Annotated in this window: 11 protein-coding genes; 9 read left to right on the forward strand and 2 right to left on the reverse strand. The window is 57.1% G+C overall.

The window, feature by feature from the left end; all coding sequences use genetic code 11:
• The first annotated feature begins 112 nt into the window (after positions 1–112).
• The 4 genes from IBT46_RS14240 (at position 113) to fruA (ending at position 4517) form a co-directional block, all read left to right on the forward strand.
• On the forward strand, positions 113–367 hold the full coding sequence (locus IBT46_RS14240; protein ID WP_200546206.1) for a YkgJ family cysteine cluster protein: 255 nt from the start codon (positions 113–115) through the stop codon (positions 365–367).
• Positions 368–740: 373 nt separating this feature from the next.
• Complete coding sequence (fruB, locus tag IBT46_RS14245) at positions 741–1874, forward strand: fused PTS fructose transporter subunit IIA/HPr protein (protein ID WP_200546207.1); 1134 nt, start codon at positions 741–743, stop codon at positions 1872–1874.
• Positions 1871–2812 (forward strand): 1-phosphofructokinase, encoded by a 942-nt coding sequence (fruK, locus tag IBT46_RS14250; protein WP_105591336.1) that lies wholly within the window; start codon positions 1871–1873, stop codon positions 2810–2812. The genes fruB and fruK overlap by 4 nt, the downstream gene beginning before the upstream one ends.
• Positions 2813–2828: 16 nt before the next feature.
• Positions 2829–4517, forward strand: coding sequence for a PTS fructose transporter subunit IIBC (gene fruA, locus IBT46_RS14255; protein ID WP_200546208.1), 1689 nt, complete (start codon positions 2829–2831; stop codon positions 4515–4517).
• 97 nt (positions 4518–4614) lie between these two features.
• Here fruA and nfo read toward each other — a convergent pair whose 3' ends face one another.
• Together nfo and IBT46_RS14265 are read right to left on the reverse strand one after the other, a co-directional pair.
• Positions 4615–5457 carry a deoxyribonuclease IV gene (gene nfo, locus IBT46_RS14260; RefSeq protein ID WP_200546209.1) on the reverse strand — a complete coding sequence of 281 codons (843 nt, stop codon included), beginning with the start codon at positions 5455–5457 and terminating at the stop codon, positions 4615–4617.
• A gap of 61 nt (positions 5458–5518) precedes the next feature.
• Positions 5519–6583, reverse strand: coding sequence for a YeiH family putative sulfate export transporter (locus IBT46_RS14265; RefSeq protein WP_200546210.1), 1065 nt, complete (start codon positions 6581–6583; stop codon positions 5519–5521).
• Between the two features lie 164 nt (positions 6584–6747).
• Here IBT46_RS14265 and yieE point away from each other — a divergent pair, with 164 nt between their 5' ends.
• The 5 genes from yieE (at position 6748) to cirA (ending at position 13465) form a co-directional block, all read left to right on the forward strand.
• Positions 6748–7614 carry a DNA-binding transcriptional regulator YeiE gene (gene yieE / locus IBT46_RS14270; RefSeq protein WP_200546211.1) on the forward strand — a complete coding sequence of 289 codons (867 nt, stop codon included), beginning with the start codon at positions 6748–6750 and terminating at the stop codon, positions 7612–7614.
• Between the two features lie 181 nt (positions 7615–7795).
• Entirely contained in the window at positions 7796–9262 is a 1467-nt protein-coding gene (locus tag IBT46_RS14275) for an amino acid permease (RefSeq protein ID WP_200546212.1), read from the forward strand.
• Positions 9263–9438: 176 nt separating this feature from the next.
• The gene (locus IBT46_RS14280) at positions 9439–10521 is read left to right on the forward strand and encodes an iron ABC transporter permease (protein WP_200546213.1); all 1083 of its coding nucleotides are present in this window, start codon (positions 9439–9441) and stop codon (positions 10519–10521) included.
• Positions 10521–11306, forward strand: a complete 786-nt coding sequence (locus IBT46_RS14285) for an ABC transporter ATP-binding protein (RefSeq protein ID WP_172606542.1) — start codon at positions 10521–10523, stop codon at positions 11304–11306. Before IBT46_RS14280 ends, IBT46_RS14285 begins: the two co-directional genes overlap by 1 nt.
• Positions 11307–11482: 176 nt before the next feature.
• Positions 11483–13465, forward strand: a complete 1983-nt coding sequence (gene cirA, locus IBT46_RS14290) for a catecholate siderophore receptor CirA (RefSeq protein ID WP_200546214.1) — start codon at positions 11483–11485, stop codon at positions 13463–13465.
• Positions 13466–13527: the final 62 nt, after the last annotated feature.

Genomic DNA, 13527 nt, shown 5'->3' on the forward strand with positions numbered 1-13527 from the left:
CAGCGGATAAGGCCACACTTCACGATTTAATCTGACATTCGCGACATTCTGTATCGTAACCAAGAGCGTTCTGCTAATGTGGCGCCCTGTAACTTAGCGTAGAGATTATCTGATGGAATGCCGTATTGATTGTGGAGCCTGCTGTATTGCGCCTTCCATCTCCAGTCCGATCCCGGGCATGCCTAACGGCAAGCCGGCCAACACCCGCTGTATTCAGCTTAACGATCGCAATTTGTGCAATATTTTTGGCTCGCCGCTGCGACCGAAGGTGTGCGGTGGATTACAGCCTTCGCGGGATATGTGCGGCACAAACAGTCTTGACGCGATGACCTATCTGGTGAATCTGGAAGCCGCAACGGCACCTTAATTAAGGTTCGTCTCATTCTTTGACTTAATTGCGCAAAGACATCGTCTTTTAGCCCGCGCTCTCCGATCGATTTTTCTGACTATCAAACCCCTGCTTAACCTCTCTTCAGCACTTTTCCCGATAAATTCCCCTGCTTTCAGCACCCCTTCAGCTAAAGCCTTAACGCCGGGGGTTTTCTGTGACAAATCTCAACAAAATGTGCGGACCGTCAAAAATCTGCTATGCCGTTTGCAGTAAAACTTGCCACAACACATCAATAACGACCACAATCCTTGAAACGTTTCAGCGTTGTCTCCGCAGGTTGTTTGCTCAGGGATAGCGCTTTTTTTCTCAAATTAGCTGAAACGATTCAAATTCAGCAGCGAGGAGAACCATGTTCCAGTTAGAACTCAACGCCATTAAGCCCGGTGCGCAGGCGTCCGACAAACAAGATGCTATTCGTCAGGTTGCCGCAGCGCTGACCGCTGCCGGTAACGTGGGCGAAGGCTACGTTAACGGTATGCTGGCCCGTGAGCAGCAGACCTCTACTTACCTGGGTAACGGTATTGCCATCCCGCACGGCACCACCGATACCCGCGATCTGGTCCTGAAAACCGGCGTGCAGGTGTTCCAGTTCCCGCAGGGCATTGCCTGGGGCGACGATCAGACCGCCTACGTGGTCATCGGTATCGCCGCCAAATCAGATGAGCACCTGGCGCTGCTGCGTCAGCTGACTCATGTCCTGAGTGATGACAGCGTGGCTGAACAGCTGAAAACCACCGATTCAGCGGAAACGCTGCGCAGCCTGCTGATGGGCGAAAAGCAGGGCGCTGAGTTCAAATTCGATACCTCGCTGATTGCCACCGACGTGGCTGCCAGCGATCTGATGACCCTTCAGGCGCTGAACGCCGGTCGTCTGCAGCAGGCTGGCGCGGTTGATGCGTCCTTCGTGAGCAGCGTCATCGGCGCGAAGCCGCTGAATCTGGGGCAGGGCATCTGGCTCAGCGACAGCACCACCGGTAACCTGGGTAGCGGCGTGGCCGTCAGCCGTGCCGCTGCACCGATCGACGTCAATGGTGAAAGCGCTTCGCTGCTGATCACCGTGGCCGTCGCCGACGACCAGCCGCTGACCGTGCTGAACTACCTGAGCGATCTGCTGATTGCCCAGAAAGCTGAACGTCTGCTGAAGGCCGATGCTGCGGGTATCCTCGCGCTGCTGACCAGCGAAGTGTCCGAACAGGCTGACGTACTGACCGAAGAGTTCACCATTCGTAACGAACATGGCCTGCATGCCCGTCCGGGCACCGCGCTGGTCAGCGTAATCAAGCAGTTCAACTGCGACGTGACCGTCACCAACCTCGACGGCAGCGGCAAACCGGCTAACGGCCGCAGCCTGATGAAAGTCGTAGCGCTGGGTGTGAAAAAAGGCCATCGCCTGCGCTTTACCGCCAGCGGCGAAGATGCGCGTGCCGCGCTGGACGCGATTGGTGAAGCCATCGCCGCCGGTCTGGGCGAGGGGGCAGCATGAGCAGACGCGTTGCCACTATTACCCTGAACCCGGCTTACGATCTGGTGGGTTACACCCCAGAAATCGAACGCGGTGAAGTAAACCTGGTGAAAACCACCGGGCTGCACGCGGCCGGTAAAGGGATTAACGTTGCTAAGGTGCTGAAAGATCTGGGCATTGACGTGACCGTCGGCGGTTTCCTCGGTAAAGAAAACCAGGATGGCTTCCAGCACCTGTTCAGTGACCTCGGCATTGCCAACCGCTTCCAGGTGGTTGAAGGCCGCACCCGTATTAACGTCAAGCTGACCGAGAAGGGCGGCGATGTTACCGACCTGAACTTCTCCGGTTTTGAAGTCACCGGACAGGACTGGGATCGCTTCACCGCGGATTCTCTGACCTGGCTGGGCCAGTTCGACATGGTCTGCGTCAGCGGCAGCCTGCCGGCGGGCGTCGATCCTGAAGCCTTCACCGAGTGGATGACCACGTTACGCACTCACTGCCCGTGCATCATCTTCGACAGCAGCCGCGAGGCGCTGGTTGCCGGTCTGAAAGCCGCGCCGTGGCTGGTGAAACCTAACCGCCGCGAGCTGGAAATCTGGGCTGGCCGCAAGTTACCGACATTACAAGATGTGATTGAAGCAGCACATTTGCTGCGCGAGCAGGGTATTGCTCACGTGGTGATCTCACTCGGTGCCGAAGGGGCGCTGTGGGTGAATGCTTCAGGCGAATGGATTGCAAAACCACCTGCCTGTGAAGTTGTCAGCACCGTGGGTGCCGGTGATTCAATGGTTGGCGGGCTGATCTACGGCCTGCTGATGCGCGAATCCAGCGAGCACACTCTGCGTCTTGCAACCGCCGTGGCGGCAATGGCCGTCAGCCAGAGCAATGTGGGCGTTACCGATCGTACCCAGTTGGCCGCAATGATGGCGCGTGTCGACCTACAACCTTTCCATAATTAACAGCAGGAGACGCATAATGAAAACGCTGCTGATCATAGATTCTTCGCTGGGGCTGGCAACGGGCTATCTGGCAAAAAACATCACTACCGCCGCTGCGGCAAGTGCCGGACTGACGCTGACCGATAACCCGGTAGAAGCAGACCAGGTCATTGTTGCCGGTAAAAACATTCCGGCCGACAGCACGCTGAACGGTAAAGCCATTTATCTGGCGGATATCGAACAGCTGCTGCGCCAGCCTGCTGACGTGCTGGCGAAAGCGCAGACCGATGCCCAGCCTTACCAGGCACCGGTTTCCGTAGCGAAAGCGGCTGCGCCTGCCGCTGGCCCGAAACGTATTGTTGCGGTGACCGCCTGTCCAACTGGCGTAGCGCACACCTTTATGGCGGCGGAAGCCATCGACACCGAAGCGAAAAAACGCGGCTGGTGGGTGAAGGTTGAAACCCGTGGTTCCGTCGGTGCAGGCAATGCCATCACTCCGGAAGAGGTCGCGGCGGCCGATCTGGTTATCGTTGCGGCGGATATCGAAGTGGACCTGGCCAAGTTTGCCGGCAAGCCAATGTATCGTACCTCTACTGGTCTGGCGCTGAAGAAAACCGCGCAGGAGCTGGATAAAGCCGTGGCGGAAGCCAAGCCTTATCAGCCGCAGGGCGGCCAGTCTTCCGCACAGAGTGAAGACAAGAAAGAGAAAACCGGTGCTTACCGTCACCTGCTGACCGGCGTGTCTTACATGCTGCCAATGGTGGTGGCCGGTGGTCTGAGCATCGCGCTGTCGTTCGCGTTCGGTATCACCGCGTTTAAAGAGCAGGGCACGCTGGCGGCGGCACTGATGCAGATTGGTGGCGGCAGCGCATTTGCGCTGATGGTGCCGGTACTGGCAGGCTTTATCGCCTTCTCCATTGCTGACCGTCCGGGTCTGACTCCGGGTCTGATTGGCGGTATGATCGCCACCAGCATTAACGCAGGCTTCCTCGGCGGTATTATTGCCGGTTTCATTGCCGGTTATGCGGCGAAGTTCCTCAGTCAGAAGGTGAAGCTGCCAACCAGTATGGAAGCACTGAAGCCGATTCTGATTATTCCGCTGGTCGCCAGCCTGATTACCGGTCTGCTGATGATCTACGTGGTGGGCAAACCGGTTGCCGGTATCATGTCCGGCCTGACCACCTGGCTGGCTAACATGGGTACGGCGAACGCGGTACTGCTGGGTGCGGTTCTGGGCGGCATGATGTGTACCGATATGGGTGGCCCGGTGAACAAAGTGGCTTACGCGTTCGGTGTGGGTCTGCTCAGCTCCTCAACCTACGGACCGATGGCGGCGATTATGGCGGCCGGTATGGTGCCACCGCTGGCGATGGGTCTGGCGACGATTGTTGCACGTAAAAAGTTCAACAAAGGTCAGCAGGAAGGCGGCAAAGCGGCGCTGGTTCTGGGTCTGTGCTTTATCTCTGAAGGTGCGATTCCGTTTGCGGCCCGCGATCCGATGCGCGTACTGCCATGCTGTATCGTGGGTGGTGCGGTAACCGGCGCTATCTCCATGGCGATTGGTGCCAAACTGATGGCACCGCACGGCGGTCTGTTTGTTCTGCTGATCCCGGGTGCAATCACTCCGGTACTGGGTTACCTGATGGCGATTATCGTCGGTACGCTGGTGGCAGGTCTGGCTTACGCGGTGCTGAAGCGCCCGGAAGTGGAAACGGCGAAAGCGTAATCTCCAGTCGGGCCGGGTAATACGCCTGGTACCGATAGCAAAACGGCCTCGCTACTGCGGGGCCGTTTTTTTGCGTCTGACTTCTACGTCTGCGTTTTTACTTCTGCTCTGACTTCAGCCAGGCAATTTCATCCTTCCAGATTTCCGGATCGATGGTTTCCAGAATCATTGGAATACCGTCAAATCGCGCATCTTTCATCAGCCAGCTAAATACCGTCTTACCGATATTACCCTCGCCAAGGCTGTGATGGCGGTCAACGCGACTGTTAAACTCGCTCTTCGCATCGTTCAGGTGCATCCCTCGCAGGTAGCGGAAGCCGACAATTCGCTCAAACTCCTCGAAGGTTTTCACGCACTCTTCTTCGGTACGCAAATCGTAACCGCCGGCAAACGCGTGGCAGGTATCGATGCAGACGCCGACGCGGGACTTATCCTCCACGCCATCGATAATTGCCGCCAGGTGCTCAAAGCGGAAGCCAAGATTACTGCCCTGGCCAGCGGTGTTTTCGATCACCGCCGTAACACCCTCGGTCTCGTCGAGTACGATATTGATCGACTCTGCGATACGCTTCAGGCACTCGTCTTCACTAATCTGTTGAAGATGGCTGCCGGGATGGAAGTTCAGCAGCGTCAGACCCAGCTGCTGGCAGCGGGTGACTTCATCAAGGAAGGCGGCGCGTGATTTTTCAAGGGCTTCCTCAACCGGATGCCCAAGGTTAATCAGATAGCTGTCGTGTGGCAGGATCTGGCCGGGGCCGTAGTTGTATTGCTCACAGGCGCTGCGAAAGGCGGCAATCCCCTCGTCCGTCAGCGGTGCCGCGCGCCACTGGCGCTGATTTTTGGTGAACAGCGCAAAGGCAGTTGCTTCCAGTTCAAAGGCGCGTTTAACTGCCTGATCCACGCCGCCCGCTGCGCTGACGTGAGCACCGATAAATTTCATGCCGTTCTCCTGTTAATGGCCTGGGTCATTCCCGGCTATGATAACCGGAAACGCGGCCAGATTATGCCATCAAATGGTCGGCCAGCAGGTTAATCGCACCGCCGCCCACAATCAGCCAGATAAACAGCAGCAGGCCCAGCAGCAGCGGCCGCAGCCCGGCACGTTTCAAATGGTCAAAGCGGGTGGTGACGCCCAGTGCAGCCATTGCCATCGCCAGCATCACGTTATCCAACTGATTAATGGTGCCGATCATCTCTTGCGGTAGCAGATGCAAAGAATTGAACAGGGCAACAGCGATAAACAACAGGGCAAACCACGGAAAGCTCACCTTTGGCTTCTGAATACCGTGGTCAGAGGCGGGACGCAGACGTCGGATCTGCCAGCTGAGGAGCACCAGGAAGGGAGCCAGCATCATCACCCGCAGCATTTTAGCAATCACAGCCGTATTTTCCGCCTGCGTACCGAGGGTATGCCCGGTGGCAACAACCTGTGCCACTTCATGCAGGGTGGAGCCGATAAAAATGCCATAGCTTTCTGCGGTAACCGATGGGAACAGTGCTGCTGCCAGCGGGTACAATAAAGGATAAAGAAAGATAGCCAGGGTGCCGAACAGGACCACGGTGGCAACGGCGACGGTGACTTTGGCCTGATCGGCTTTTACCACCGGCTCGGTTGCCAGAATCGCTGCCGCGCCGCAGATGCTGCTACCCGCACCGATAAGCCAGACGGTTTCGCGATCGAGATCAAAAACTTTGCGTCCCAGCCAGCAGGCAAGGAAAAACGTCGAGCTGAGAACCAGCATATCAATCACAATACCGCTGATGCCTACGTCGGCAATTTGCTGGAAGGTCAGACGAAAACCGTACAGAACGATCCCCACACGCAAAAGTTTTTGTTTGGCGAAAGCCACCCCATCGTTACAGGGCCGGGTAATATAGGGATAAACCGTATTGCCGATAAGGATACCGAAGACAATAGCCAGCGTCAGTGCGCCCAGCCCCAGTCCTGAAAGCTGTGGCTTGCTCCCTGCGGCGATCGCCAGGGTGGCAATCCCTGCCACCAGCGCCAGTCCGGGTATAAACTTAACGGGAGCAGGGAGCGGTTTGGTGTAAGTCATGTCGGTCATATCGGTTTCTCCTTAAAAGCCACGTCGATCATGTAAGAATTCGGCTTAAAAGAGAAATTGATAATATTTTTATTATAAACCACTATTAGTGTTAAGCGGCGTCGGCGGAGGGCTGGAATCGCGGCACGTTTTGCAAGGCTGTATCTTTATATTAAGGAAGCATTATGCACATCACTTTACGCCAGCTGGAAGTCTTTACCGAGGTACTCAAAAGCGGGTCAACAACCCAGGCCTCTCTGGTGTTGGCCTTGTCCCAGTCCGCGGTCAGTGCCGCGCTGGCCGATCTTGAAGGCCAGCTTGACGTTAAGCTTTTCGATCGCGTTGGCAAACGGCTGGTGATCAATGAGCACGGACGCCTGCTGTATCCGCGTGCGGTTGGCCTGCTGGAGCAGGCGCAGGAGATCGAACAGCTATTTCGTGAAGACAATGGCTCCCTGCGCATTGCCGCCAGCAGCACCATCGGCAACTACCTGCTGCCGGGGATGATCGCCCACTACCGTCGTGATTTTCCATTATTGCCGCTTGAACTTAGCGTGGGGAACAGCCAGGAGGTGATCAATGACGTCGCTGATTTCCGTGTTGATATCGGGCTGATTGAGGGGCCATGCCACATGCCCGAGTTGATTACCGAACCGTGGATGGAAGATGAGTTGGTGGTGTTTGCTGCGCCGGGTGCGGATATTCTGAGCCATCCGGTGACGCTGCAAAGCCTGGCGGCGGCACCGTGGATCTTACGCGAACAGGGCTCCGGGACCCGCGAAATCGTCGACTATCTGCTGCTTTCCCACCTGCCGCAGTTCGACCTGGCGCTAGAATTGGGTAATTCCGAGGCGATTAAAAATGCGGTGCGGCACGGAATGGGCATCAGCTGTCTGTCACGCCGGACCATTGCCGAACAGCTGGAGCTGGGAACGCTGGTGGAAGTCCCGCTGCCGCTGCCGAAGCTGAAACGCACCCTGTACCGGATCTGCCACCGGCAGAAGCATGTATCAAAAGCCCTGAGCCGTTTTCTCAGCTACTGCAAAGAGTAACAGGTAGTTGTCATTGCTGGTGCGGCGGGAAAACCGTCGCAGCGTTGCCGTTGTCATCACGTCTTATTCTAATGATCGCCGGACGATCATGAAGCTAACTTATAACGTCGCGTTATCGCTATACGCTCCCCGGTAGTTTGTTACAATCGCGCCTCATTTTAGAAAAGCACAGCGATTAAACATGGATCATGACATAAAAACAACACAACAGCCTGGGTTAAGGCGTGAACTCAAAGCTCGTCACTTAACGATGATCGCCATTGGCGGTTCAATTGGTACCGGTCTCTTCGTCGCTTCAGGTGCGACCATCTCTCAGGCGGGACCGGGCGGAGCGCTGCTTTCCTACGCGCTGATTGGCCTGATGGTCTACTTCCTGATGACCAGCCTTGGTGAGCTTGCCGCGTATATGCCGGTATCCGGCTCATTCTCCACCTACGGTGCAAAATACGTAGAAGAAGGCTTCGGATTCGCGCTCGGCTGGAACTACTGGTACAACTGGGCGGTGACTATCGCCGTTGACCTGGTGGCCTCGCAGCTGGTGATGAGCTGGTGGTTCCCGGACACCCCGGGGTGGATCTGGAGTGCCTTATTCCTCTGTGTGATCTTCCTGCTTAACTATATTTCGGTGAAAGGCTTCGGTGAGGCGGAATACTGGTTCTCGCTGATTAAAGTCGCGACCGTAATTATCTTTATTATTGTCGGCGTCGCGATGATCGTCGGCATTCTGCGCGGCGGCGAAAGCGCCGGCTGGCATAACTGGCAGATTGGCGATGCGCCGTTCGCCGGGGGCTTCGCGGCGATGATCGGCGTGGCGATGATTGTCGGTTTCTCCTTCCAGGGAACCGAGCTTATCGGTATTGCTGCGGGTGAATCTGAAGATCCGGGTAAAAATATCCCGCGTGCGGTGCGTCAGGTGTTCTGGCGTATCCTGCTGTTCTACGTCTTTGCGATTCTGGTGATCAGCCTGATCATCCCGTACACCGATCCAAGCCTGCTGCGTAACGATGTTAAAGATATCAGCGTCAGCCCGTTCACCCTGGTCTTCCAGCATGCGGGCCTGCTGTCGGCGGCGGCAGTGATGAATGCGGTGATCCTGACGGCGGTGCTGTCGGCGGGTAACTCCGGTATGTACGCCTCCACGCGCATGCTTTACGCGCTGGCCTGTGAAGGCAAAGCACCGCGCATTTTCAGCAAGCTGTCGAAGGGCGGGGTGCCGCGTAACGCGCTGTACGCGACCACCGTGATTGCCGGTCTGTGCTTCCTGACCTCAATCTTTGGTAATCAGACCGTGTATCTGTGGCTGCTGAATACCTCCGGGATGACCGGGTTTATCGCCTGGCTGGGAATTGCCATCAGCCACTATCGCTTCCGTAAGGGCTACGTCGCCCAGGGCCGCGATGTGGCAGACTTGCCTTACCGTTCCGGTTTCTTCCCGCTGGGGCCGATTTTCGCCTTCGTGCTGTGCCTGATCATCACTCTGGGTCAGAACTATCAGGCGTTTCTCTCCGATACCATTGACTGGTACGGTGCAGCAGCAACCTATATCGGCATTCCTCTGTTCCTGATTATCTGGTTCGGCTATAAGCTGACGCGCAAGACGCGGTTTGTGAAATACAGCGAGATGGAATTTCCAAAATTAGATAAGTAATATTGCTGAATAACTCCAAAGGCGCGAATTTCGCGCCTTTTTTATATCCCTCGCGGTGGTACAAATATTATTGATAAGTATTATCATTAGCTTTATTTTTCTCTCCATAATTTCTACAATCTTGCCTTTCTCCCGGCCAGGGAACGATCCGGGGCTTTCCCGAACAGGTATTGAAGATGAGTGTGACCCACGATCCCGTAAAGTTATCCGAAGTAACGCCGCCCGACAGTGCAATGGGGCGCTATCATCGGGTACTGAAGCATCGCTTTCTGATGATGGGGGTGCTGTTTCTGGCGATTGTTGCCTCATTAATCCTTGATTTTACCCTTGGCCCGTCCGGCCTGACGCTGCACGCGCTGTGGCAAACTCTGCTTTCCCCTGAATCCGTCGATGCCGGTACCCGAGTTATCGTCTGGGATATCCGCCTGCCGTATGCGCTGATGGCAGTGGTAGTGGGTCTTGCGCTGGGGCTGGCCGGTGCCGAAATGCAGACCATCCTCAATAACCCGCTGGCCAGTCCGTTTACACTTGGCGTTTCTTCCGCCGCCGCTTTTGGTGCCGCGCTGGCGATTGTGCTGGGCATTGGTATTCCCGGCATTCCCGATCAGTGGTTCATTTCCGCCAACGCCTTTGTCTTCGCGCTGTTTGCCGCACTGATGCTGGATGCGGTCACCCGCTGGACCAAAGTCGCTACCTCTGGCGTGGTGCTGTTCGGTATCGCGCTGGTGTTTACCTTTAACGCGCTGGTCTCGATGATGCAGTTTATCGCCAGCGAAGACACCCTGCAGGGGCTGGTGTTCTGGACCATGGGCAGCCTGGCGCGCGCTTCATGGGACAAGCTGGGTGTGCTGTGCCTGGCGCTGCTGATTCTGGTGCCGCTGTCGCTGCTCAGTTCGTGGAAGCTGACGGCGCTGCGCCTCGGTGAAGATCGCGCAGTCAGCTTCGGCATTGACGTGCGCCGCCTGCGTCTGGCAACCCTGCTGCGCATCAGTATTCTCTCTGCGCTGTCGGTGGCCTTCGTCGGGCCAATCGGTTTTATCGGCCTGGTGGCACCACACATCGCGCGCATGATTTTCGGTGAAGATCACCGCTTCTATCTACCCGCCAGTGCGCTGACCGGTGCGCTGGTGCTGTCGATGGCTTCCGTCGTCTCGAAGAACATTATCCCCGGCGTGATCATTCCGGTTGGCATCGTCACCTCGCTGGTCGGCGTGCCGTTCTTCCTGAGTATTATTCTGCGCCATCGGGGGAATATCTGATGCAGGGACTGAAAATCAGCGGTTTCAACGCCGGCTATCCAAAGCGCCAGATCATTACCAACCTCAACGTGCCTCTTTTGCCACGCGGAAAAATTACCGTGCTGCTGGGGCCGAACGGCTGCGGTAAGTCGACGCTGCTGCGTTCGCTGGCGGGCCTGAACCGCGCGAAAGGTGAAATGTGGCTTAACGGTGAAGAGCTGATGACGCTGCCGTTTGCCCAGCGCGCCAGCCGCGTGGTGTATCTGCCGCAGTCGCTGCCTGCCGGGGTGCATCTGCACGTGCTGGAGTCGATTATCGTTGCCCAGCGGGCTTCCGGCGGGCGCAGCAGTGCGGCCAGCGAAGCCGAAGTGATGGAGCTGCTGGAGCAGTTGGGCATTGCACATCTGGCGATGAGCTATCTGGACCAGCTTTCCGGCGGACAGAAGCAGCTGGTGGGCCTGGCACAATCGCTGATCCGCCGCCCGGGCCTGCTGCTGCTTGATGAGCCGCTCAGCGCACTGGATTTAAATTATCAGTTCCATGTGATGGAGCTGGTGCGCCGTGAAACGGAGAAGCGAAATATCGTCACCGTCGTGGTGGTCCACGATATCAATATCGCCCTGCGCCACGGCCAGCACGTGTTGATGCTGCAAAACGGTGAACTGATTGCTGATGGTTTACCGGAAGACGTGATTACGCCGGAGAGTCTTGCGCGCGTGTACGGCGTTCGTGGCCGAATTGAACGCTGTACGTTGGGAACGCCGCAGGTATTAATCGATGGATTAGTTGAAGCACCCTCTTTTTAGTTCTGGCAAGTGCGCGCCGGGGCCCGTCCAGCCCCGGTAATTTACCGCGCAGGACAAGCGTCAATTAACCGGAATATAACCGGAAAATCGAGCGGAGACACTCCGCCAATGAAGTCAGTGACGGCCTGTGCCGTCATCCTTTTATTTGTTACTGCATTGCATACATGGAGAAAGTTATGTTTAGGTTGAACCCTGTCATGCGCGGGGGCCTCTGCGCGTCTGTTATTATGATGTCCTTCCCGCTGCTGGCTGAAGACGTTGAAGTTGAAGAAGCGAAACAGCGTGAGCAGCAAATGGTGGTGACCGCTTCGGCAACCGAAGTGAATCTGAAAGATGCACCCGCCAGTATCAGCGTGATCACCGCCGAAGATATTCAGCGCCGTCCGGTGCAGAACCTGCGCGACGTGCTGCGTGACGTTCCCGGCGTACAGCTGACCAACGAGGGCGATAACCGCAAGGGCGTCAGTCTGCGCGGCCTCAACAGCAGCTATACGCTGATCCTGGTCGACGGCAAGCGCGTGAACTCGCGTAACGCCGCCTTCCGCCACAACGACTTTGACCTGAACTGGATACCGGCCGATGCCATTGAGCGTATCGAAGTGGTTCGCGGGCCGATGTCCTCGCTGTACGGTTCCGATGCGCTGGGTGGCGTGGTGAACATCATTACCCGTAAAGTCGGTAAAGCCTGGCACGGTACGCTAAGCGCCGACACCACGGTGCAGGAACACCGCGATCGCGGTGACAGCTACAACGGCGGTTTCTTCACCAGCGGCCCGCTGATTGACGATCTGCTGGGCGTGAAGGTGTACGGCAATCTCGGCAAGCGTGAAAAAGACAAACAGCAGCAGTCCGACACGGGCGCTAACGGCCTGTCTCCGCGCATTGAGGGCTACACCAACCGCAATACCAACGTGGAATTCGCGCTGACCCCGACCAAAGAGCAGGATATCAGCCTCGGCTACGGCTTCGACCGCCAGGATCGTGATTCCGACTCGCTGGATAAAAACCGCATTGAGCGCCAGAACTATTCTCTTGGCCACAACGGCCGCTGGGACTGGGGCAACACCGAGCTGCGCTTCTACGGCGATCGCGTTGAAAACTACAACAGCAGCGCCGGTAACGCGGTAGCGAGAAACAACTCGCTGGACGGTAAGCTGGTTCTGCCGCTGGCGGACATCAATCAGATGCTGACCTTCGGCGGTGAAGTGCGCCACGATAAGCTGGAAGACAGCGGCACCCTGAAAGGCAGCGGCAAAACCTCGGCCAGCCAGTACGCGCTGTTTGTGGAAGACGAGTGGCGGATTATTGAATCGCTGGCGCTGACCACCGGCGTGCGTATGGACGATCACCAGACCTTCGGCGATCACTGGAGCCCGCGCGCCTACCTGGTGTATAACGCCACCGATACCATCACCGTGAAGGGCGGCTGGGCCAACGCCTTTAAAGCGCCTTCACTGCTGCAGCTGAGCCCGGACTGGCAGAGCGGTTCCTGCCGCGGCAGCTGTACCATTGTCGGCAGCAAAGAGCTGAAGCCGGAAACCAGCGAAAGCTTTGAGCTGGGTCTGTATTACGCCGGGGAAGAAGGGCTGCTGGAGGGTGTGACCGGTAGCGTGACCGCCTTCCAGAACAACGTTGACGATATGATCGATATTGCCCGTACCGCTAACGTTGGCCTGGCACCGAGCTATCCAAACTATGTTGATATCGTCGACGGTAAGCCGGTGTTCCGCTACTACAACGTGAACAAGGCGCGCATTACCGGTGTGGAAACCGAAATGACGGTGCCGTTTAACGACCAGTGGAAGCTGACGCTGAACTACACCTATACCGACGGACGTAACCTGAGCGGCGGCGGTAACAAGCCACTGCAGGAGCTGCCGCTGCACACCGCCAACAGTACCCTGGACTGGAAGCCACTGCAGGACTGGTCATTCTTCCTGCAGGCTAACTACTCCGGCCATCGCCGTTCGCTGACCGCAGACGGCCCGACGCCGGGCGGTTACGTGCTGTGGAATACCGGGGGAGCCTGGCAGGCGACCAAAGCGGTTAAGTTGCGTGCTGGGGTGATGAACCTGGGTGACAAAGACCTGAACCGCGACGACTACACCTTCAACGAGGACGGTCGTCGTTACTTTGCCGCGGTAGATTACTCCTTCTAATCCCCGCCGGGGGGGGGGGGGGGGGCCCCCCCCCCCCCCCCGGGCGCCACCACCCCCAAAAC

Origin of the sequence: Erwinia sp. S38, from assembly GCF_016624545.1 — a bacterium.
Taxonomy (GTDB): domain Bacteria; phylum Pseudomonadota; class Gammaproteobacteria; order Enterobacterales; family Enterobacteriaceae; genus Erwinia; species Erwinia coffeiphila.

Coding starts and splice junctions, on each gene's coding strand:
- fruK (WP_105591336.1), top strand. CDS start 1,871: ATGAGCAGACGCGTTGCCACTATTACCCTGAACCCGGCTTACGATCTG.
- IBT46_RS14285 (WP_172606542.1), top strand. CDS start 10,521: ATGCAGGGACTGAAAATCAGCGGTTTCAACGCCGGCTATCCAAAGCGC.
- fruB (WP_200546207.1), top strand. CDS start 741: ATGTTCCAGTTAGAACTCAACGCCATTAAGCCCGGTGCGCAGGCGTCC.
- IBT46_RS14265 (WP_200546210.1), bottom strand. CDS start 6,583: ATGACCGACATGACTTACACCAAACCGCTCCCTGCTCCCGTTAAGTTT.
- fruA (WP_200546208.1), top strand. CDS start 2,829: ATGAAAACGCTGCTGATCATAGATTCTTCGCTGGGGCTGGCAACGGGC.
- yieE (WP_200546211.1), top strand. CDS start 6,748: ATGCACATCACTTTACGCCAGCTGGAAGTCTTTACCGAGGTACTCAAA.
- cirA (WP_200546214.1), top strand. CDS start 11,483: ATGTTTAGGTTGAACCCTGTCATGCGCGGGGGCCTCTGCGCGTCTGTT.
- IBT46_RS14240 (WP_200546206.1), top strand. CDS start 113: ATGGAATGCCGTATTGATTGTGGAGCCTGCTGTATTGCGCCTTCCATC.
- IBT46_RS14280 (WP_200546213.1), top strand. CDS start 9,439: ATGAGTGTGACCCACGATCCCGTAAAGTTATCCGAAGTAACGCCGCCC.
- nfo (WP_200546209.1), bottom strand. CDS start 5,457: ATGAAATTTATCGGTGCTCACGTCAGCGCAGCGGGCGGCGTGGATCAG.
- IBT46_RS14275 (WP_200546212.1), top strand. CDS start 7,796: ATGGATCATGACATAAAAACAACACAACAGCCTGGGTTAAGGCGTGAA.